The 20,572-nt window shown below is 58.1% G+C and carries 21 protein-coding genes; 9 read left to right on the forward strand and 12 right to left on the reverse strand.

The window, feature by feature from the left end:
* Positions 1-7: 7 nt before the first annotated feature.
* Positions 8-916, reverse strand: coding sequence for a LysR substrate-binding domain-containing protein (locus DSD31_RS13455; RefSeq protein WP_015584394.1), 909 nt, complete (start codon positions 914-916; stop codon positions 8-10).
* Positions 917-1,021: 105 nt separating this feature from the next.
* Between DSD31_RS13455 and DSD31_RS13460 the strand changes: the two genes are divergently transcribed.
* Both DSD31_RS13460 and DSD31_RS13465 read left to right on the forward strand, forming a co-directional pair.
* The gene (locus DSD31_RS13460; protein ID WP_004861674.1) at positions 1,022-1,336 is read left to right on the forward strand and encodes a carboxymuconolactone decarboxylase family protein; all 315 of its coding nucleotides are present in this window, start codon (positions 1,022-1,024) and stop codon (positions 1,334-1,336) included.
* Between the two features lie 10 nt (positions 1,337-1,346).
* Positions 1,347-1,757 carry a tautomerase family protein gene (locus DSD31_RS13465; RefSeq protein ID WP_015584395.1) on the forward strand — a complete coding sequence of 137 codons (411 nt, stop codon included), beginning with the start codon at positions 1,347-1,349 and terminating at the stop codon, positions 1,755-1,757.
* A gap of 456 nt (positions 1,758-2,213) precedes the next feature.
* Here the strand turns inward: DSD31_RS13465 and nhoA are convergent, their stop codons facing one another.
* The 4 genes from nhoA to DSD31_RS13485 form a co-directional block, all read right to left on the reverse strand.
* The gene (nhoA, locus tag DSD31_RS13470; RefSeq protein WP_004861668.1) at positions 2,214-3,059 is read right to left on the reverse strand and encodes an N-hydroxyarylamine O-acetyltransferase; all 846 of its coding nucleotides are present in this window, start codon (positions 3,057-3,059) and stop codon (positions 2,214-2,216) included.
* Between the two features lie 76 nt (positions 3,060-3,135).
* Positions 3,136-4,791 (reverse strand): ABC transporter permease, encoded by a 1,656-nt coding sequence (locus tag DSD31_RS13475; protein ID WP_004861666.1) that lies wholly within the window; start codon positions 4,789-4,791, stop codon positions 3,136-3,138.
* 69 nt (positions 4,792-4,860) lie between these two features.
* Positions 4,861-5,829: an ABC transporter substrate-binding protein gene (locus tag DSD31_RS13480; RefSeq protein WP_004861664.1), complete on the reverse strand. Its 969-nt coding sequence runs from the start codon at positions 5,827-5,829 to the stop codon at positions 4,861-4,863.
* Positions 5,826-6,530 carry an ABC transporter ATP-binding protein gene (locus DSD31_RS13485; protein WP_162098180.1) on the reverse strand — a complete coding sequence of 235 codons (705 nt, stop codon included), beginning with the start codon at positions 6,528-6,530 and terminating at the stop codon, positions 5,826-5,828. The genes DSD31_RS13480 and DSD31_RS13485 overlap by 4 nt, the downstream gene beginning before the upstream one ends.
* Before the next feature lie 211 nt (positions 6,531-6,741).
* On the opposite strand from DSD31_RS13485, the gene DSD31_RS13490 reads away from it, so the two are divergent.
* The 4 genes from DSD31_RS13490 (at position 6,742) to DSD31_RS13505 (ending at position 10,003) form a co-directional block, all read left to right on the forward strand.
* The gene (locus tag DSD31_RS13490; protein ID WP_004861659.1) at positions 6,742-7,323 is read left to right on the forward strand and encodes a flavin reductase family protein; all 582 of its coding nucleotides are present in this window, start codon (positions 6,742-6,744) and stop codon (positions 7,321-7,323) included.
* Positions 7,324-8,086: 763 nt separating this feature from the next.
* Positions 8,087-8,596 carry a MarR family winged helix-turn-helix transcriptional regulator gene (locus tag DSD31_RS13495; protein WP_004861657.1) on the forward strand — a complete coding sequence of 170 codons (510 nt, stop codon included), beginning with the start codon at positions 8,087-8,089 and terminating at the stop codon, positions 8,594-8,596.
* Positions 8,586-9,362, forward strand: coding sequence for a DNA alkylation repair protein (locus DSD31_RS13500; protein ID WP_004861654.1), 777 nt, complete (start codon positions 8,586-8,588; stop codon positions 9,360-9,362). The genes DSD31_RS13495 and DSD31_RS13500 overlap by 11 nt, the downstream gene beginning before the upstream one ends.
* A 122-nt stretch (positions 9,363-9,484) precedes the next feature.
* A complete protein-coding gene (locus DSD31_RS13505; protein ID WP_004861652.1) occupies positions 9,485-10,003 on the forward strand; it encodes a ClbS/DfsB family four-helix bundle protein in 519 nt (172 codons plus the stop codon).
* An 8-nt stretch (positions 10,004-10,011) separates the two neighbouring features.
* On the opposite strand, the gene DSD31_RS13510 is transcribed toward DSD31_RS13505, so the two are convergent.
* Positions 10,012-10,833, reverse strand: coding sequence for a helix-turn-helix domain-containing protein (locus DSD31_RS13510; RefSeq protein WP_004861650.1), 822 nt, complete (start codon positions 10,831-10,833; stop codon positions 10,012-10,014).
* Between the two features lie 205 nt (positions 10,834-11,038).
* On the opposite strand from DSD31_RS13510, the gene DSD31_RS13515 reads away from it, so the two are divergent.
* From DSD31_RS13515 to DSD31_RS13525, 3 genes are read left to right on the forward strand one after another with little or no spacing between them, the layout of a single operon-like run.
* Positions 11,039-12,610 (forward strand): alpha-L-rhamnosidase-related protein, encoded by a 1,572-nt coding sequence (locus DSD31_RS13515; RefSeq protein WP_044351475.1) that lies wholly within the window; start codon positions 11,039-11,041, stop codon positions 12,608-12,610.
* Positions 12,611-12,635: 25 nt separating this feature from the next.
* A complete protein-coding gene (locus DSD31_RS13520) occupies positions 12,636-14,018 on the forward strand; it encodes an MFS transporter (protein ID WP_032699948.1) in 1,383 nt (460 codons plus the stop codon).
* 44 nt (positions 14,019-14,062) lie between these two features.
* Entirely contained in the window at positions 14,063-15,667 is a 1,605-nt protein-coding gene (locus tag DSD31_RS13525; RefSeq protein WP_032717399.1) for a carbohydrate porin, read from the forward strand.
* Positions 15,668-15,875: 208 nt separating this feature from the next.
* Here DSD31_RS13525 and pptA read toward each other — a convergent pair whose 3' ends face one another.
* The 6 genes from pptA to DSD31_RS13560 all read right to left on the reverse strand — a co-directional run bounded on the left by pptA (position 15,876) and on the right by DSD31_RS13560 (position 20,564).
* Entirely contained in the window at positions 15,876-16,103 is a 228-nt protein-coding gene (pptA, locus tag DSD31_RS13530) for a tautomerase PptA (RefSeq protein ID WP_004861642.1), read from the reverse strand.
* A gap of 67 nt (positions 16,104-16,170) precedes the next feature.
* Positions 16,171-16,788 (reverse strand): glutathione S-transferase family protein, encoded by a 618-nt coding sequence (locus DSD31_RS13535; RefSeq protein ID WP_004861641.1) that lies wholly within the window; start codon positions 16,786-16,788, stop codon positions 16,171-16,173.
* A gap of 215 nt (positions 16,789-17,003) precedes the next feature.
* Positions 17,004-17,660, reverse strand: coding sequence for a hypothetical protein (locus DSD31_RS13540; protein WP_064357084.1), 657 nt, complete (start codon positions 17,658-17,660; stop codon positions 17,004-17,006).
* A 324-nt stretch (positions 17,661-17,984) separates the two neighbouring features.
* Positions 17,985-18,878 carry a transporter substrate-binding domain-containing protein gene (locus DSD31_RS13550; protein ID WP_015584401.1) on the reverse strand — a complete coding sequence of 298 codons (894 nt, stop codon included), beginning with the start codon at positions 18,876-18,878 and terminating at the stop codon, positions 17,985-17,987.
* Positions 18,875-19,651, reverse strand: a complete 777-nt coding sequence (locus tag DSD31_RS13555; RefSeq protein ID WP_004861634.1) for an amino acid ABC transporter ATP-binding protein — start codon at positions 19,649-19,651, stop codon at positions 18,875-18,877. The genes DSD31_RS13550 and DSD31_RS13555 overlap by 4 nt, the downstream gene beginning before the upstream one ends.
* Positions 19,635-20,564, reverse strand: a complete 930-nt coding sequence (locus DSD31_RS13560; RefSeq protein WP_004861632.1) for an amino acid ABC transporter permease — start codon at positions 20,562-20,564, stop codon at positions 19,635-19,637. The genes DSD31_RS13555 and DSD31_RS13560 overlap by 17 nt, the downstream gene beginning before the upstream one ends.
* Between the last annotated feature and the right edge of the window lie 8 nt (positions 20,565-20,572).

Consider the following 20,572-nt stretch of genomic DNA (forward strand, 5'->3'; position numbering starts at 1 on the left):
GCGGATTTCAGCGCAAAGCGCAATTATCCGTCGGCGGCATATGCAGCGCAAAACAGGCGGTAATAGTGTGCAGCAGCAGTTTCGCCGGCCCGGTAAGTCGATTTTCATCGCCATATAATCCCACCCCAATGTCACCCGCCGCGGGCAATTTTGCGCAATCAACGATCTGCAGCGTAGCAGGCATGCCTATCGTTGTGCGTAGCGCCACCCCCAGTCCTGCAGATGCGGCAGCCCAGATTCCGTTCAGACTGCGACTGGTAAAGGCAATACGCCAGGGGATTCCGGCTTTATCTAACGCCGCGGTGGCGGCGGTGCGCATGACGCACGGCGCTTCAAAGGCCAGCAGCGGCAGCGGCTGGTTGCTGTCGAGATAACGGGCAACATCGAACGCCGCCGCCGCGATCCACTGCAGCGGCAGTCTCCCCAGCAGATGATCAAAAACCGGTGCGTCGCGCCCTTCCCAGCTCAGGGCCAGATCGAGCTCCTGGCGCATCATCGCCTCGCGCAGCGGCGCATTCCGCGTGACGGTAACCGCAATCTCCACCTCGGGACAAGCCCGGGAAAATTGCCCGAGGACCGCCGGCAGTAACACCTCGCCAAAGTCCTCCTGCAGTCCGAGACGAACCTCGCCGCTTACCCCTCTGGCCTGCAGCGCGGCCCAGGCCTCGTCATTCAGGCTAAGCATTCGCCGCGCGTAGCTCAGCATAATTTCCCCTTCCGCCGTCAACGCCAGATGACGCCCGGCCTTTTGTACCAGCGCCGTGCCGCTCTGCTGCTCAAGCTTTTTAAGCTGAGCGCTGATCGCCGACGTTGAACGCCCCAGGCGTTCGGCGGCAAGGGCAAAACTGCCGAGTTCCATTCCGGTCACGAAAGCGCGTAGCGCGTCGGCATCAAAGGTCAGTGGTCGTCTGGTCATCATTAATCATCCCGTTTTTCAGGATTATTACTCACAAATTATATGATTATCGAAACCATCATAACCGGATATCGTCTCCGTGACATCCCACCTATGAGGTTGCAAATGGACAAAGTTAATCTGACCCGGGAAACCCTGGCAGCGCTGGCGCCAAAGCTGGCATCACTGAGTGAAGAGATCCTGTTTGGCGATATCTGGCAACGCCCCGCGCTGTCACCGCGTGACAGAAGCCTCATCACTCTCAGCGCGCTGGTCGCAATGTATCGTCCTGAACAGCTTGCCTGGCACCTGACATTCGCCCGGGAAAACGGCGTAACGGAGAGCGAAATCACCGAGCTTTTTACCCACCTGTCGTTTTACGCCGGATGGCCAGCGGCGGTTTCAGCACTCAATGTGTTTAGCCAGCTTGATACCGAATGAGGAGACGCGCATGCCCATAACCCGCATCGCCATTTCTGCGCAGCGTTTCGCGCAATGGCACGCTCAAATCTCTATCGATTTGCAGCAGGCGCTTGAAGATCATTTTTCGGTCCCGGCCGGCGACTGCTTTCAGCTTTTTGACTGCTACAGCCCAGGGCAGCGGATAGTTAACCCGCACTATCTCTGTAGGGCTGAAGCCGGACGCAGCGATGATTTCCTGCTGTTTCAGATAACCGCCGGTAAGCCACGCAGCCATCTGCAAAAGCAGCGTTTTTATCAGGATTTAGTGACGCGACTTGAGCAGTCGCTGGGCATCAGCCCGCATGAGGTGATGGTGGTGATCGGCTTTACCGAGCCGGAAGACTGGTCATTCGGCAGCGGGAAAATGTTCAGCCTGACGGATATTCCTCCGCCGCGCTAAGCAACGCTGCAATAACAGAAGCTGTGACCAGTCAGGAGCCGGAAGCCGACCCGGTTGCTGAGGATGCTTCCCGGCGGCTGACGCTACAGGAGACGCAGCGCCACCACGTTGGGTCATCGCGAAGCATGACTCTCGGGTAAAGAGCAGGTGCCAGATACCGCTCGCGGCCGGCATTAGCAGACCGCGGCCCCGGGGGGATGCTGGTGAACAACGGGTGACGCTGGAAGCACGTCTCTTGCGGGTTAACATCGCCGAAAGTGACAGGACAAATGCCGCAGTTCCCCGGTTTATGGCCGAGAAAAGGCGGTCGCTATACTCTGTTTTCGCCAGGACGACGCCCTGAAAAAAAACCGGGGAGGATTTCAGATGCGACCTTTCACCTTGCGGGTCTGGCGATGCGATAGATGCGGTCCGCCTGCACGGCCGACCGCCCCTTCTGTCTGGACAGCGTCGCCCCTACTTCCCCGCCTCAGGATGGGTATCAAACGCCGCCATGACCGCTGCGAGCTCACCTTCAGTAAAGCCATATTTGGCATCATCGACGCCAAGACCGAAGCGGGTTTGCAGCGCCTCATACAGCGCAGGAACATCCGGTAAATCGATCTTCTCCACCACATGGGCATTATCCCAATGGGTAAAGTGGAAGTTAGTTAACGTCATTTTCCCGCCGTCCGGCAAATGACGACACATCAGCAGATGGTGGCGGAAATGCGATTGCGGCCAGTGCGCCGACCAGAAATTCCCCATGACATAGTCAGCGGCATACTGGCGCCCGAGGTCGAAAACGTACATCGACTGCCAGTGGCCGTGATGGCTGTACTGTAACGTCCACTCATCCCCTTCGCAAATCAGTCGGTAGACACCGTGCGGGGTTGACTGTTCCGCATCCGCCAGCAGCCGGACAGGCGCGGTCAGGGTCTGGCCGCCGAAGCCGACATCGGCGATCCAGCGCTCACCGTCGACCTCAACCAGCAGCAGGCGATGGGTTCGCGGCGGCATCTGCGACGGATTGGCCAGCACCACGCGCCCCAGCAGACTACGGACGTTAAAACCCAGCTCGCGAAGTACCCGCTCCAGCAGCCCATTTTGCTCGAAGCAGTAACCGCCGCGACGGCCGTTAATCAGCTTCTCTTCCAGCGTCCGATCGTCAAGATGGATCTCTCTGGGCAGCAGAACATCCAGATTTTCAAACGGGATCGCGCCATTGTGGTGAATATGCAGTTCGCGCAAGGTGTTAAGCGATACATCAGGGGTTCCCGTCCAGCCCAGACGAGAAAAATAAGCGCTTAAAAATCGACTCATCAATGCCTCCAGCAATCGGTGTTCGACATTTATAGCCTATTTTCCCCGGCCGACTGCATATTTTGTGCGGTCACCCTTAACCGCGCGCGCCGCGTTGCATCAAGGCCAGCGCGCCGAGCATCAACGCCAGGCCGGTCAACAGCGTCAGCGAAGCCATGGCCATGCCCTGGCCGATCGACCCTTGCTCAAACTGACGCCAGATAAACACGGACACGGTTTGCGTCCCCGCCGGAGCCAACAGCAGCGATGTCACCAGTTCACGCGAAGCGACGGCAAACACCATCAGCATCGCCGCCAGCAGCGCCGGAAAGACCAGCGGCAGCACAATCAGCCGCAGCGCCTGCAGCGGCGATGCGCCGTGGACCCGTGCCGCCGGTTCGAGATTATTTCCCAGCTGGCGCAGAGCGCTGCCAACATAGCGCACCGGCCACGGCAGCAGCAGGCAACAGTATGACAATAGCAGCATCCATCCGCTGTTATAGGGCGAAACCGGCCAGAACGGCTGGTTCCACAGCAGAATCAGCCCGACGCCCACGACCACCCCCGGCAGCGCCGCCGGCATCAGCGACAGCGCATCGACGATGCCACGGCCTTTGATTTTCTGCACCAGCACCAGCCATGCGACAATCAGCCCCACCAGGCCGACGATCAGCGCCGACGCCAGCGCCAGCGACAGACTGGTTCCCAGCGCCGACAGCGCATCCCCCTGCCTGGCAAACAGCGCGGCAAAATGGCGGAAAGTAAAATTATCGGCATGAATGCCGCCTGATAAGGTCCCCATCAGGCCGGTCAGGACCATCGCCGCGCCCGGCAGCACCACGGCGACGCCTGCGATACCCAGCATCAGCAGAACAGCGGGCAGCGCCAGCCACCCCAGTTCCGCCCCGCTGTTTTCCCCCGGCTTGCCGGTCACGCTGGTGACCTCGGTATCCCCCACCAACCGCTTTTGCAGCCACCAGGCCAGCAGCGCGACGCCAATCAGCAGCAGCGACAGTAGCGACGCGCCCGGCAGATCGATGGGCCAGTCAGCCAGTTTTTTCTCAATACCGACGGTGAGCATCACCAGACCGGCCCGCGATCCTAACGCCGCCGGGACGCCAAACTCCTCAATTGCCAGGGTAAACGCCAGCAGCATCCCCGCCGCCAGCGCCGGGGAAAGCATCGGCAGCGTAATATGCCAGAAGGCTCGCCAGGCGCTGGCGCCGTGAACGCGCGCGACGATCGCCAGCCGCTGACCGCTCGCCAGCAGGCTGCGGGAAACGGCAAAATAGACCACCGGGAAGATATTAAAGGTCATCACCAGCACGATCCCGCCGCGGCTGAACAGCAGATCGTTCAGATCCCAGCCGGTGAGCTGTTGCAGATAGCCGTTGCTTTGCAGCACCAGCATCCACGACAGCGCCGCGATATATGGCGGCGTGAGGAACGGGATCAGGAACAGCAGATCCCACAGGCGCGGCAGCGGAACATTAAACAGGCCGCGCAGCACCCCCAGCGGCAGGCCGATAACCACGCTCATCAGCGCGACGCCGCAGGCCACCCACAGGGTGCCGCCGAGCATCGGCAGGAGCTGAGGATCGGCGAACAGCATCGGTACGCCCGTCAGCGCTCCGCTCAGGGAACCGGCGCTGAAATGGGGGAAAATCGCCTGTAAGACGATGAATAAAAGCGGTAACGCCACCAGCACCAGCAGCACCGTCAGAGTGACGCCGGAAATCAGTTTCTGTTTCACGGTAGAGTCCTGGGAATACGGCCCCGTCTCCCGGGTCAGGCGTCAACCGCCCCCCGGGAGAAAGGCAAATTACTGCGCGAAAAGGGTATTGAAGCGGGAAAGTACCGTACTGCGTTCGCTGCTGCCATCGCTGGTGGTCGGCAGAATTTTCAGTTCATTAAGCAGCGGACGTTTAGCCGGGATATCGCTACGTGCGGGCATCAGCCACGCGCCGGCGACCAGCGCCTGGCCTTCCGGCGACAGGACATAGTCAACGAAGGCTTTGGCATCGTCAGCATGCGCCGTGGTTTTAAGGATCATCATCGGCCGCGGGGCAATCACCGTGCCGCTGGCGGGGAAAATCACTTTCAGGGATTCCCCCTGGTCGATATTACCGTAAGAGACATAGTCCACCGCGCCGAACACCGCCGCTTTCGCCCCCTGCATGACCGGCGTCACCGCCTGAGCGTTCGGCCCGCTGACCACCATGCCGTTCTTTTTCAGTTCGTCGAACAATGCCCAGGCCTTGTCGCCCATGCCATTCTGCAACCCGATCAGCAAATCCAGCGATGCGCCGGAGAGCGCCGGATCTGGCGTCGTGACCTTATCTTTAAACGCCGCTTCGGTCAGGTCGCGCCACTCTTTCGGCTCCGGGGTGCCGCTTTTGCTGTTCCAGACGATCCCCAGTGCCGATATCCCCTGCGCAACGTAATCCGCAGATTTCAGGTTCGCCGGGACCTTATCGGCATTGGCGCTTTGATACGGCAGCAGCCAGCCGCGTTGATGCAAATCTTCCGCGGTATCCCAGGAGGCGGAGATCAGCACATCCGCCTGCGGATTGGCCTGCTCCGCGTCGAGACGCGCCATCACCTTACCGGTCGTGGCCTGGAAAATATTGACCTTCACCCCGGTTTTCTTTTCATAGCCGCTGGCGAGACTTTTCGCCAGCGAACCCGGCCCGGCGGTATATACGGTCAGCGCGTGGGCGCTGGACATCATGGTGGCAGACAACAACATCGCGAGCACAGCTCCTTTCTTAACGGTCATAACGGTTTTCATGCGAGTTCCCCGGAGGATGAAGTGATGGTGCGAACGGCGGCAATAGTGCCGGCAGATAAATGAACAATTCGGTCGGCCAGCAGTTCGGCTTCGCGGCGGTCGTGAGTGACATATACCGCGGTGATCCCCAGCTGACGCAGCAGACGGCTCATCTCGACACACAGCGATTCGCGCAGTTCGCTATCGAGGTTGGAGAGCGGTTCGTCAAACAACAGCACGCGAGGTTCGGCAACGATGGCGCGAGCCAGCGCGACGCGCTGCTGCTGACCGCCGGAAAGACCGGAGGGTTTACGATCGGCAAAGCCGTTGAGGCCAACCATCGCCAGCGCATCATTAACCCGCTGTTGTCGCGCTGCGCGCGCTACGCCGCGCATCCGCAGTGGAAAGGCGACATTCTGCGCCGCCGTCATATGCGGCCACAGGGCGTAGTCCTGAAAAACCATGCCGATGTCACGCTGCTCCGGCGCCATACCCCAGCCGGGTTTCGCCACCAGACGATCGCCAAAGCGTATCTCGCCTGCTGCCGGAACGCTGAGCCCCGCCAACAGGCGCAACAGGGTACTTTTGCCGCAGCCAGACGGCCCCAGCAGCGCCACGATGCTACCCGCATCGATATGCAGGTCTATTTGATTCAGGACAGTATGAGTGCCGAAGGCGAACGAAACGCCGTCGAGTTTGATGCCGGTAAGCGCGCGCATTATCGTCCTCCCCGTCGGGAAAGCGTTGCTCCGCCCGCCGTCAACAGCCGGCGGGCCGCACTCACCTGTGATAAAGACAGGAGAGCTAACATATTGTTATCCTCTTTGGGATTTAGTGGTGCCGACTATAGGGAGCCCGCATGACATATTGATTACATTTTCATTGCGGATTAACGTGTTGTCTGGCATCAGACCCATTTACCAAGGAACGCTTATGAGCCGTTTTCGCCACGTGGAACTCCAGTACGCCAGTCGCCTGCTCAATCATGGCCCGACCATTCTGATAACCAGTTACGATGCCGCTTCTCAACGCCGTAACGTCATGGCCGCCGCGTGGTCGATGCCGGTGGAATTTGCCCCGCCGCGACTCGCCATCGTGGTGGATAAAAGTGCCTGGACAAGGGAGATCATTGAGCGCAACGGTACCTTCGGCATCGTGGTCCCCGGCGTAGAAGCTGCCAGCTGGACCTACGCGGTCGGCAGCATCAGTGGACGTGATGAGGATAAATTTAACGCTTACGGCATCCCCGTGGTGCAGGGGCCGGAGCTGGGATTACCGCTGATTGAAGAGAAGTGCCTGGCGTGGATGGAGTGCCGACTGTTGCCGCCAACGGCAGCTCAGGAGCAGTACGACACGCTGTTTGGCGAGGTGGTTTCCGCCGCCGCCGATGAGCGCGCTTTCGTCACCGGACGCTGGCAGTTCGACGACGATAAGATCAATACGCTGCATCATCTCGGCACCGGAAACTTTGTCGCCAGCGGCCGCCACGTGCGCGCCAATACTCCGGAAGAGTAACCCCATTCGCCGGCGCAGGCAGGGTTTACCGGCCTGCCTGGCTTGCTGGCCGCATATGCGCTTCGGGGAATTGCCCGCCGGCGCTTCGCTGGCACGGGCCTACACGATCGGCGCATAACATCCCCTCCCTCGCCGGTCAGGCTATTCCGCTACCACATCCGCAACCCCGTATTTACTGGCTCGCCTGCCTGGCTTGCTGGCCGCATATGCGCTTCGGGGAATTGCCCGGCGGCGCTTCGCTGGCACGGGCCTACACGATCGGCGCATGACATCCACGCCCTCGCCAGTCAGGCTATTCTGCTATCACATCCGCAACCCCGTATTTACTGCCTGGCTTGCTTGCCGCATATACGCTTCGTGGAAATTGCCCGGCGGCGCTTCGCTGGCACGGGCCTACACGATCGGCGCATGACATCCACTCCCTCGCCTGCTATCACATCCGCAACCCCGTATTTACTGGCTCGCCTGCCTGGCTTGCTGGCCGCATATGCGCTCCGGGGAATTGCCCGGCGGCGCTTCGCTGGCACGGCCTACACGATCGGCGCATAACATCCCCTCCCTCGCCGGTCAGGCTATTCTGCTATCACCCGTGTCCCCCTGTAGGCCGGGTAAGGCGTCAGCCGCCACCCGGCAAAATACCGGCACGCTGTCCAGGCCCGATTTATCATCTTTTATGCTGATGTTCACAAAACGCGCGTTGACATTTGATTATCGATAAACTCACCCATATAGTTAGGCGCCATACTATATTGCAGAGGCCGCGATGGAGCTTGAACAGAAATATCTTTCGTTATTGCAGGAGGCCCGGCGTCTTCAGCTTGCCGATGTCGATACGATCCGTCTCTGTTTTCAGACCCTCTCGCTGGCCGCTGCGATTGATCGCGATTGTGCGCTGCTGCTGGCGCCATGGGGATTGTCCGAGGGGCGCTTTGTTCTGTTGTTTATACTCGATGGCGCGCCTGACGGTCTGGCCCCCAACGTACTGGCGGAAAAAGCCGGCGTCACCCGGGCAACCATTACCGGATTGCTGAACGGTCTCGAACGCGACCGGCTGATTGAACGCCACGCCGATCCCCTTGATGGCCGGGCCATGCGTATCGCATTAACCTCTGAGGGGAAGCAGCTTATCGCCCGCGTTTTTGCCCGACACAGCCGCTGGATCGCCGGTTTGTTCAGCCCTCTCTCGGCGCAAGAACGCACCCAGCTGTCTGAACTGCTGGCGAAAGTTGCCGCCGGTACCCAGGCAGGAAAAGGAGATGCCCATGCCGGTTGAACAACAACGTAAAGGCGCAACCCGCGTCGCGGATATCCCTGACGACATTTTGCACCGGCTTTCGCGGGGAGAGTTGCCAGGTGCCAACCTGACGGAAATCCTGGCCATCGATCAGGCCGTTCTGCTGCGCTCGGTCTTTCCAGAGCTGTCGCCGGTTTCCCACCAGGCCGCAGAGGGATTGGCTGCGCAGGGTATTGTTAAACGAATGGCAGGTATTGCTCGTCTGTTGCTGAGCGAACTCGGGGAGAGTGGATTCGACCGCTGTGCGGCTCATTCGTCGGATACCGTGCGCGGCTGGGCCTGTTTTATGCTCGGCGCCGCGCCGGATTTAACGCTCGATGCGCGCTTACACGCTATCTATCCCCTGGCCGACGATAGTCATTTTGGTGTTCGCGAATGGGCGTGGCTGGCGCTGCGTCCGCATCTGGCGCACGATCTGGATCTTACTATCGCCCTGCTCACCCCCTGGACCTGTTGCGCATCGCAGTACATTCGCCGTTTTGCCTGCGAGTCCCTGCGCCCGCGCGGCGTCTGGTGCGCGCATATCGCTGAGCTGAAACAACAGCCCCAGCGGGCGCTGGCAATACTTTCCCCACTGCGTGCTGATCCGTCGAGATATGTCCAGGATTCTGTGGCCAACTGGCTGAATGACGCGGGTAAAGAGAGAGCGGAGTGGGTACAGTCGCTCTGCGCGCAATGGCTGGCAGACAACCCGTCTCCCGCCACCTTGCGCATTTGCCAGCGCGCGAGGCGAAATTTAATCTGATGAGCGACGCAGGCGCCCTGCCCGGGCGACAAACGGCGCCGATTGTTGAGCACGGTCGCCCCCTGCGTCGTTCTGCGCAAACATACCGTATAACCAACTCATCCCATCGAAAGGAACTCGCTATGAGCGTACCGCAAACCCAGGCGCAACTCCTGCAAGCCATCAATAAAAACTACGCTAAACTAGCCGGCTATTTGACGCATATTCCCCCGGAGATGACGGAGCAAAAGACCCTTCCCGGTCATGCACAGAACACCGAAATGAGCGTTCGCGATCTGGTCTGTTATCTGCTGGGATGGAATGAACTGGTTCTCAAATGGCTGGCTCACGATGAAGCGCAGCAGCCCATCGACTTCCCGGAAACCGGTTTTCAATGGAACCAGCTTGGGCTGCTGGCGCAAAAGTTCTACCTCGATTACCCCGCGCAGGACTACCCGGCTCTGCTCGATTCTCTGCATCAGGCTAAACGGCGGCTTATCGCCTGCATCGAAGCCCAGGATAATGATTCGCTTTACGGTCGGCCGTGGTATGGGAAATGGACTCTGGGGCGGATGATTTCACTCAACACCTCGTCGCCTTATGCCAACGCCTGCGCCCGCCTGCGCAAGTGGGCGAAGGCACAAAATGTCGCCTTGAAATAGTAGCTCCCTCAGCGCAGCAAACGACGCCTGTCTTCGCTGGGGGTCACCCCAAAAACCTTTTTGTACAGGGTCGTGAAGTGGTTACTGTTGGCAAATCCACACAAATAAGCCACATCGGTAATCGTCATATCCGTTTCCCGGAGCTTTACTCGCGCTGAGACTAAACGCAGGCGTTTTAAATAATTATCCGGCGTCATCCCGGTGGCTTCTTTTATATGGCGAAAAGCAGTACGTGACGTCAGATGAAATTTTTCGGCCAGCTGTTGCCAGTTATGGTCTTCAAAACAGTGCTCCTGTAACCAGGTCAGCAGCTTATGCAGTTTATATTTGGTATTGCTATATTCCGCTTCGGTTTCCGCATACATTATGGTCGTCACCAGCTGGAAAAATGCGGCTTCCCGCAGCGCCCTGTTTTCCCCCCGCTGGCCATCCGCTGAAAATATTTTCCCCACCAGTTCCTTGCAGATATGGCGGGCATCTGGCGCCAGCCAGCCGTAGCAGGAGGCCTGCCGGGAAGAGAAGGTCTGCAATAGCGAATCGAGATGCTGTAAATAATGAAATTCAACCTCGGGGTTAATCAATACATTAATTAATTTCAGTGTTCCAAGCTCATCATAATAATGTACATCCCCAGGCTGAACATAAAAAACGTCGCCCTGCTGAATATATAATGGCCGGCCGTTAATAATATGTAAGCCGTGCCCCTCGTCCACTATCACCAGTTCAGCAAACTCGTGGCTGTGTTCATGACTGTTATCTTCCGGATCGCTGGCGTACATCCCCAGTTTATCCTGCGGATCGGCGAAATAATACTCAACGGTTAATATCATCGTTAACAATATCCAAAACGGCATTCGGGCAGTGGCACGATAATGCATTTTACTGGCTGCCACGTACAAGATTTATAGAATTGTGATCGCCAACCGTCCTACCCCACTATCAGTGCCATTTTCATAACAGGATTGGCATTGCCAGAGTGGTTGTGGCGGGCGTCGACATCTTATGCTGCGTGAAAATCAACTCAGAGGACGCAGTATGTCACAGGCCATTCAACGCAACGCGCAGGTCGCGATGACCCGCCACCCGCATTTTTTACGTACCGCCGAAGCGCTCAGACCCGTACTGCGCAGCCAGTCGCGCCAGCCGATGGCGGTGATACAAGCCCATGCCGACCCCGAGGCCCTGTTCGGCTGGCGCGGGGATGAAGTAGGCACCTTAGCGGACTTTTCCCGGCGTGAACTGACCAGCGGTGACAGTGCGATCATCGATTTCGGCAGCCACATCGTCGGCTATCTGCACTTCACCTGTCTGAGCGCCGGCAGCCCCCCCGACGCCCCGGCCCATTTGCAATTGACCTTCGGCGAAACCCTGTGCGAAGTGTGCGAACCCTTCAGCGATTATCAGGGCTGGCTCAGCAGCAGCTGGTTGCAGCAGCAGGACCTGTGGCTTGACGTGTTGCCCGCCGCCGTCGACCTGCCACGCCGCTACTGCTTTCGCTACCTGAAAGTGGAGGTTAAGGCGGTGTCGGAGAAATTCCGCCTGCGTCTCAACCAGATCCAGGTCAATGCCGTGACGTCAGCAACGCAAACCTGCCCGCCGGCGGTGACCACCGATCCGCAGCTTCAGGCTATTGACCGGGTTGCCGTCCTGACTCTGAAGAACTGTATGCAGGAGGTGTTTGAAGATGGTCCGAAACGTGACCGCCGCCTGTGGCTCGGGGATTTACGCCTGCAGGCGTTGGTCAATGATGTTACCTTCGCGCACCACGATCTGGTCCGCCGCTGTCTGTACCTGTTTGCCGGTCATACCCGGGAAGACGGGATGGTGTCAGCCAACGTTTTCGTCCAGCCGGACGTGCTGGCTGATGATACCTTTCTCTTTGATTACTCTCTTTTTTTTGCCGACATTCTCTATAACTATCTGCACAGTACCGAAGATGACAAAACCGCTCGCGAACTCTGGCCGACGGCGCGTCGACAAATCGACCTCGCCCTGGCCCGCTGCGAAGCGTCTGGCCTGGTGCGCGATAGCGATGACTGGTGGGTCTTTATCGACTGGCAGGCATCATTGAATAAACAAGCCGCGGCTCAGGGCGTGCTGATCTATTGCCTGCGCCGCGCCATCCGGCTGGCCGAGCGCTTTGAGCCTGAGCGGGTGCCGGACTACCGCGCCCGTTTGCAGCAGCTCTGCGCAGCGGTACAGGAGAGACTGTGGGATGAGAAGCAGGGATTTTACGTCAGCGGCGCACAGCGCCAGGTCTCCTGGGCCTCGCAGATCTGGCTGGTGTTGGCGGAAGTCGGTAGCGCCGGGCAGCGTCGGGAGATCATGCATAACCTGCGACGCCATCCGCCGGCCATCGCCATGAATACCCCCTATTTGCGCCATCACTATATCGCCGCCCTGCTGCAGTGCGGGCTCCGTGAAGAAGCCATTGCCGAAATCAAGGCCTACTGGGGCGCGATGATCAACTACGGCGCCGATACCTTCTGGGAAATTTTTGACCCGGCGGATCCTGAGTTTTCCCCTTATGGCAGCAAACTGATCAACAGCTATTGCCATGCGTGGAGCTGTACCCCGGCCTGGTTTATTCGCCAGTACGGACTTTAACAACAACAATAAGCGAGTGCATTTTATGGCAGAAACATTCTTTACCCGATGGCGGCAGCGCATTGGCTATGGCATCGCCGACCTCTCCTGCAACCTCGTGTGGCAGATGATCTCTTTATATCTGATGTTCTTTTATACCGATGTGATGGGCCTTCCCGCCTACTATGTCGGCCTGATGTTCCTCGTCACCCGTCTGGTTGATGGCGTCGCTGACGTACTGATGGGGCTGGTGATCGATAATACCGCCACCCGCTGGGGGCGCTGCCGTCCGTACCTGCTGATTGGCGCAGTACCCTTCGGTGTGCTCTGTATTCTGGCCTTCTACGTGCCCGATTTTGGCACCACCGGTAAGCTGCTCTACGCCTTTGTGACCTACCTGTGTCTGTCGTTTCTCTACACCCTGGTCAATATTCCATTTTGCGCGATGCTACCGTTTCTGACCAACGACTCGCGGGAGCGCACCACGCTATCGGCGGTGCGTATTCTGCTGGGCTCACTTGGGGCAACGATTGTCGCGGTCGCTACCCTACCGCTGGTCGGGGCGCTGGGCAACGGTAGCCAGGCCGATGGTTTCTTCTATACCGCGGTGGTTTTCGGCGTGATTGCCACCTTCTTCCTGCTGGTGAGCTTCCGTAACGTCAAAGAAAACATCCGCATCACCGAAGAACGGATGACCTTAAAACGTGCGTGGGTCAGCCTGCGCGCCAATCGTCCCTGGTTGGTCTTCGCGGTGAACATTTTCCTGATGTGGGGGGCGTTCTTCTTCCAGACCGGGGCGCTGGTCTATTTCTTCCACTACTACGTTGGCAATAACGATCTGACGGCGATCGTTGCCGGGATCTCCACGTTTGTCCCGCTGCTGGGCACTCTCACCGTTCCGCTGCTCGCCAGCCGGATGAAAAAGCGCCACGTTTATCTGTGGGCGAGCGCGATTAACCTCATGGGTATGGGCATGATGATGGCGGCCGGCGCTAACAGCTGGGGGCTGATTGCCGGGGCGGTGGTACTGTCCCTCGGCGCCGGTCAGCGAACGGCCATTTACTTCTCCATGCAGGCGGATCCCGTGGATTACGGCGTGTGGAAAACCGGTATCAATACGGCGGGGATTTTAACCTCCATCAACGGTTTTTTGGGGAAAGTGGCGATGGCCGGCGCGGGTGCGATCACCGGCGTGCTGCTCTCTTCCGGCGGCTATATCGCTAACCAGGTACAGAGCGACAGCGCAATGTTGGCGATTAAAGCCTGTTATCTCTACATCCCGGCGCTGCTGATCGTTGCCTCAATGCTGTGGATCGGGCGCTTCTATCGCCTTGACGATCATTACGAACAGATTCGCGCCGACCTCGATGCAGGCCGCCGCGCGCCGCCCGATCCGTCGGTGGCTTCAGGAGAAAAACACGCCATCTAAGGCGCCCCTGCACCGTTCTACCTCTGGAATAAATAAGGATTGATATGCGCATCTCTGTGATAAGCGCAGCGGTTTGCTGCGCCCTTTTTTCGGCCTTCGCCGCCGATGCCACGCCGCTTTCTGTCGAACAAAGGCTGGCGCAGCTGGAAGCTCGCCTGAACCATGCCGAACGTGAGGCAGGAGAAGCAAACCGCCGGGTGCAACAGGCGGAACAACGGACCACCGCCGCCGAGCAACGTGCGGCGGCAGCGGAAAAACAGATACAGACCCTGAGCCAAAGAACCGCGGTGGCCGAACAAAAACAGCAGGCGACCGATAAGCAGCTGGCGAAGAGCAGCCTAAGCGACGGGTTTGAGTTCAATGCCTATGCCCGCGCCGGGATGCTGGTTGACAGCCACGGCAAAGGCGCACGCGGCGGCCCGGGGATCTCTCCGGCCAGTTCGCTCAACGGTGATGCCCACGTTGGCCGTCTTGGCAATGAAAAGGATAACTACGTCGAGCTAAGCTTTGGCAAGAAGATGACCTTCAGCGACGGGTCGTGGGCACGCTTCAAAACGATGCTGGCCGATGGTGCGACCAACCCGGACCCGTGGGTACAGGATAACGACAGCCATCATCTGAACGTGCGCCAGCTGTACGTCGAGATGGGAAACTTCGCCGACTTCTCCGGACCGTTTAAGCACGCGTCGATCTGGGCGGGTAAACGCTTTGACCGCGATAACTTTGATATCCACTTTACCGACAGCGATATCATGTTCCTTGGCGGCACCGGCGGCGGGATCTACGACGTCAACTGGGGCGACAGCCTGCGCGGCGATTATTCGCTCTATGCGCGTAATTTTGGCGACCTGGGAAGCGATAACTACGCAGATAACGACATTCAGAACCTGATGTTCACGGCAAACCACTTCTGGCAAAAATGGCAGCTGATGACCACCGCGATGACCGCCCAGGGCAATGATTCGCTGAAAGATAATACCTCCACCACCGGCAGCTATGCTCTGCGCAGCGACAATACGGCGAAAAATGGCTATTACGCGATGCTCGCGTATCACGACAAAGAGCGGTTCTACGGTCTGGCACCGGGAGTATCGGAAAGTGCTCTGCAGTACGGCAGCGGACTGGGCGCCGAGGCGCGGCAGCCCGGTAGCGATGGCGACCTCACCGAGAACGCCAAATCGTTACGTTTTGCCTCGTACGGCATTTTACCGCTGGGGAAAAACTGGCAGCTGGCGCCATCGGTGATTGCCCAGCATAGTGAAAACCGCTACCGCGACGGCGACCGCTACGACTGGGCGACCTTCAACCTGCGCGTCTCGCAGGCGCTGACCCGTAACTTCGCTCTGCTGTACGAAGCGTCATGGCAGTATATGGACCTGAATCCTGACGGGCGTAGCTACCGCTATAACGACAATCTGTACCAGTATCAGGCGGTGAGCGGCGATTTCTATAAGCTGACCTTTGCGCCGACGTTTAAGGTCGGCGATGTGTTTGATATCAAGGCTCGCCCGGAAATTCGGTTCTTCGTAACGTGGATGAACTGGGACAAAGCGCTGGACCACTACGCTATCAACGATGATTTTGGCAGCAAAGGCTTTACCGCCGGGGGGAACTGGAACTTCGGCATCCAGTCGGAGATTTGGTTCTAATCGGCAAAACCGTGGCCGCTGCTGCGGATGATGATCTGCAGAAAACAGGTCGCCCGGACCCTGCACAGCATCGCCCGGGCGACAACATCCGCACTCTTTTAAAACCGTACTCCGTGACAACAGACCGCCACGGCGACGGGCCTGGCAGCGGCCTGCTGACAGGTAGCCCGGACAAGTGCGGCAATCACTGTCCGGGAAAGGTTCGCCATTACATGCTGTAACCCGGCTTCTTAATCAGTTGCTCCATCTGCGGGGCGATTTCGCTGTCCCAGACTTTTTGCCAGTCGCTTTGCTCAACCAGATTGAGGGCGACGCTCACCGCCCCGTCTTTACTGTTCAGATGGCGGATCAGCACCTCGGTAATGTCGGCGGCCAGGGCGCTTTTTTGATCATCGGTCAGTTCGCGGGGAAAACATTTAATATCAACATGCGGCATAGCAGGCTCCTTATTGTGAGAGCGATAAACTAGCATAGCGGTAGTCAGTCGGTTGGCCTTTTGTGCTTTAAATCAACTCGTTGTCACGCAGTACCTGCTGCAGGTCCGGGTGCTGACAGACTTTGTCAGCCACGGCGACAAACTTCGGCGTATGGGCGGAAAACCACTCCCGCCGCGGACCCCAGCGGCACATCGTCGCAATATAACAATCCAGCAGGGTTATCTCCGCCCCCAGCGCATAAGGCGCCGCCGCCAGCTGCTGCTCCAGCCACAGGTACAGCGATTGACGATAGCGGATGCAGTTTTGCCGCAGTTGCTCCGCCGCATCGGCGGCCCAGCGCTGCGGATAATCGGCGTAGGTAAAGGTGGGATAAACATTGGCCACCAGCCAGATCAACAGACGCTGAAACTGATGGCGCTGCGCTGTGCCCGGCGCCGGCGCCAGATCCGGACGGCTATCGAGGATCATCAGAGCCATCGCGGCGGTTTCGGTCATCACGCTGCCGTCCGCCAGTCGCAAAGTGGGAACCTGACACAGCGGGTTTATCTGCATCAGGCTATCGCGCTGCGGCCCCGGCTGGTCGAAGCCTGCTACGTTAACGAAATGGTAAGGAATGTTGGCGAGGGTCAGCATCAGCTCACCGATCGCCGATCCCCAGCCGGGAACGCCATAGACAGTAATCATCATCTGCCTCCACGATAAAGCTTAAGTTTAGACACAAAATCGGGCTGACATGCTGGAGATCCGGCCAGCAGTACGGCGCAAGATGCTACAGAACAGGCGTTATCCGCGATGATCTTTGACCGGTAGCGCTACGTTTAGCGTAGCGACGCCCTGCTTTTCAATACCTCATACCTTACCGTTTATCCGCAGAATACTCGCGGCGTTGCAAGCAATATTCATGGCTGACGATTGAGAAAGGGTGAAAATGTCTTCCAGAATTTTTTGGCACACTGAATGTCATATAAGCTGTTAACCACGGCACTGACAATCAGAATAAACATCGCCAGGTAAACAAGAAATAAAACGACAAAACAGGCTACCGCGGCCGCGCCTGACATTTCGGCTACCACGTCGGGCACCGACATAAAGAATCCGTATATGATAGCGGCAATCATCAGCCCGCCGAAAATAACTATCTCCCGGCGCGCCTTTTTCCTTTTACTGGACGGTTGCGTCACGCCTGAATCCGTAACATTCAGCAGCCTCGACATCCGAAGAAAGCTATTCAGGGTTGGCTCATTGAAATCGATATTGTTGCTGGCAATATACTCGAGAATTTTATGGCTGATGGTCACCGGATATCTTATGCCGATACCTTCATATAACGCCTTGATAGCCAGTAAATCAAACGGGGTAAGATCGTTTTTATTTTTCAATTGTTTAATACGGCGAAACGTTGCCAGGCGCTTTTCCACATTCACTTTATCAAACTGACTGTCACGATGAAGCTTCCTGCCTTCTCCCCAGCGATTATAAACAGCGCGAATGAATGCGACAACAGCAGGAAACACCACGCCCGATAAGGGTATAATAACTTCTGATAATATATTCACTTCAATCCCTTGATGATTATTGATGTAAAGAGATGGTCCCAGCAGAACCGCGGAGTGAAAATATTAACCACACGAAAAATATACGGATTTTGATAAAAATCAAAATCGTCATCATCATATTTATCTTTGGAATTAAAAACCGGCGAGCTGAAAATGATGGTGCAGTTATCATATTAAATACGTTGCCGAAAGTTAAATCCGCCACACAACGCATAAAGTGACATTGACATCATCTTTGCCGATTGCTGAACACCGCGATGAAAGTCGCTATCAATAATAATCCCCCGCTGTTTCGCCCCGTACTCCGGCGAAACAGCGGTTTTTTTAGTAGGTAATGCCCGGCGGATTCACCTGCGATTGTGTCACCGCCTCTCCCTGTTCGCCCCAGCGCGCCAGCACCTGCTGGTACTCTCCGCGCGCAATGGCGCCATCGAGCGCCGCCTGCAACGCATACACCAGGCCATTGCCCTTTTTGGTGGTGGTGGCGACCCAGGCCTTTTTCGGCCCCAGCCCAACCACTTTGGTTGCTCCGGTCAGCGCCGCTTTATAGGCTGCCGTGGACTGCGGGCCAAAAAAGACGTCGGCGCGCCCTGACTGAATATAGAGGTTGCCGGAGGCGTCATCGGTCAAATAGATCGGCAAAGCCGGTTGACGTCCCGCCGCTTCATTTTCCCCGTTCCAGCCCAGCAAAATGCGCTCCTGATTCGTGCCGGATCCGACGATCACCTTCCGCCCGGAGAGATCCGCCGCACCGCTGATTTTGTCGATGGCGCTGGTGGATTTAACCGAAAATGCCAGCGAATCGACGCGATAGGTGGCGAAATCGAACTTCTCTTTGCGCGGTTCGGTGACGGCGATATTGACCAGCGCCACGTCATAGCGCCCGGAGGTGATCCCCAGCGGCCAGTCTTCCCATGCCGTCGGCACCAGTTTCAGCTTGAGGCCTAAACTGCCGGCCAGCAGGCGGGCAATATCCGGGTCGCTACCGATCCGCGTCCGGTTGTCGCTGGCCAGCAGCGCCAGCGGCGGGGAATTAAGCGCTGAAATCGCCACCGTCAGCGTACCGGGTTCAACAAAGCGATAGCTGGCCGGGATCCTGGCGATCGCGGCGTTGTCCACCGTTACCGGCAGCGGCCGTTCATTCGCCTGGAGATCGATTTCCGCCTGCGCTCCCGCAGAGAGGGCGCCCAGCGCCAGGGCGACTATCCTTTTTTTCATGCCAGCACCTTTGATAAAAATTGCCGCGTACGCTGATGCTGCGGATGATTGAGCACCGCATCGCTGCTGCCCTGCTCAATAATTTTCCCCTCGACCATAAACACCACCTGATCGGCCACTTCGCGGGCAAAACCAATCTCATGCGTCACCACCACCAGCGTGGTACCGGAGCGGGCCAGCTTTTTAATCACATCGAGCACTTCGCCCACCAGCTCCGGATCCAGCGCCGATGTCGGTTCATCGAACAGCAGCACTCGCGGCTTGAGGGCCAGCGCCCTGGCGATGGCAATACGCTGCTGCTGGCCGCCGGAGAGATGGCGCGACCAGGCCTCGGCCTTGTGGCGCAGCCCCACCACGTCCAGCAGCTCATAAGCGCGCGCGATGGCCTCTTTGCGGCTCGCCTGCCGGTGGGCAATCGGCGCTTCAATCAGGTTTTCCAGCACCGTCAGATGCGGGAACAGGTTGAAGTTCTGAAAGACGTAGCCGACGTTAACGCGCTGGCGCAGAATCTCTCTCTCCTTCAGCTCATAGAGCTTATCGCCCTGGCGCCGATAGCCAATGTAGTCGCCATCAATCTGAATAAACCCTTCATCCACTCGCTCAAGATGGTTTATGGCACGCAGCAGGGTTGATTTCCCCGAACCGGATGGCCCGAGGATCACCGTCACCGTGCCGGGCGCAATTTCCAGCGAGACATCATCCAGCGCTTTATGGCGGCCAAAATACTTACTGACGCCGGTAATCGAAATATGGCCGTTATGAGAGTTGGGCATGAATGGCCTCCTGCGGTTTCTGCGGCTGGCGAGAGGATTCATCTGCGCGCGCCCGGCGCGGCGAGTTGACCGCCGAACGGCGTTCGCTGCGCGCCAGGGCGCGTTCCACCAGATATTGAATCAGCGACAGGACGCTGGTGATAGCCAGATACCAGACGGCCCCCACCATCAACAGCGGGATCACCTCCTGGGTTCGGTTGTAAATCATCTGGATGGTGTAAAACAGCTCGGGCATCGCCAGCACATAAACCATCGCGGTCCCTTTGGCGAGGCTGATAATCTCATTGAAACCAGAGGGTAAAATCGTGCGCAGCGCCTGAGGCAGAATAATACGCAGCGTACGCCGCCACGCCGGCAGCCCCAGCGCCGCAGCCGCCTCATACTGACCGTGGTCAACGCCGAGGAAACCGCCGCGAATGATCTCCGCGGTATAGGCGCTCTGCACCAGCGTCAGCCCCACGACCGCGGTGGAGAACTGCCCCAGCACATTGATGGTCTGATAACTCCCCCAGCTGATCCCGGTAAACGGAATACCGAGCGATAGCGTGTCATACAGATAAGAGAAGTTGTAGAGGATGATCAGCACCACAATCAGCGGCAGCGATCGAAACAGCCAGATATAGCCCCAGGCCAGGCTGCTCAGCAGCCACGAGGAAGAGAGCCTGGCCAGCGCCAGCAGTCCGCCAAAAATCACGCTCAGGACGGTACCCAGCAGCGTCAGCAGCAGCGTTTGTCCCAGCCCTTCAAGAATGACCGGGTCAAAGAACCAGCGGGCGAAAACCGCCCACTCCCAGCGCGGGTTAAAGGCTACCGACTGCACGACGACCGCCAGCACCAGCAGCGCCACCACCGCGCCAACGGCGCGCAGCGGATAGCGCGCCGGGATCACTTTAATCGTTTCCGATCTGTTCATGTTCTCTC

Source organism: Klebsiella sp. X13 (assembly GCF_003323835.1).
Lineage (GTDB): Bacteria > Pseudomonadota > Gammaproteobacteria > Enterobacterales > Enterobacteriaceae > Klebsiella > Klebsiella ornithinolytica.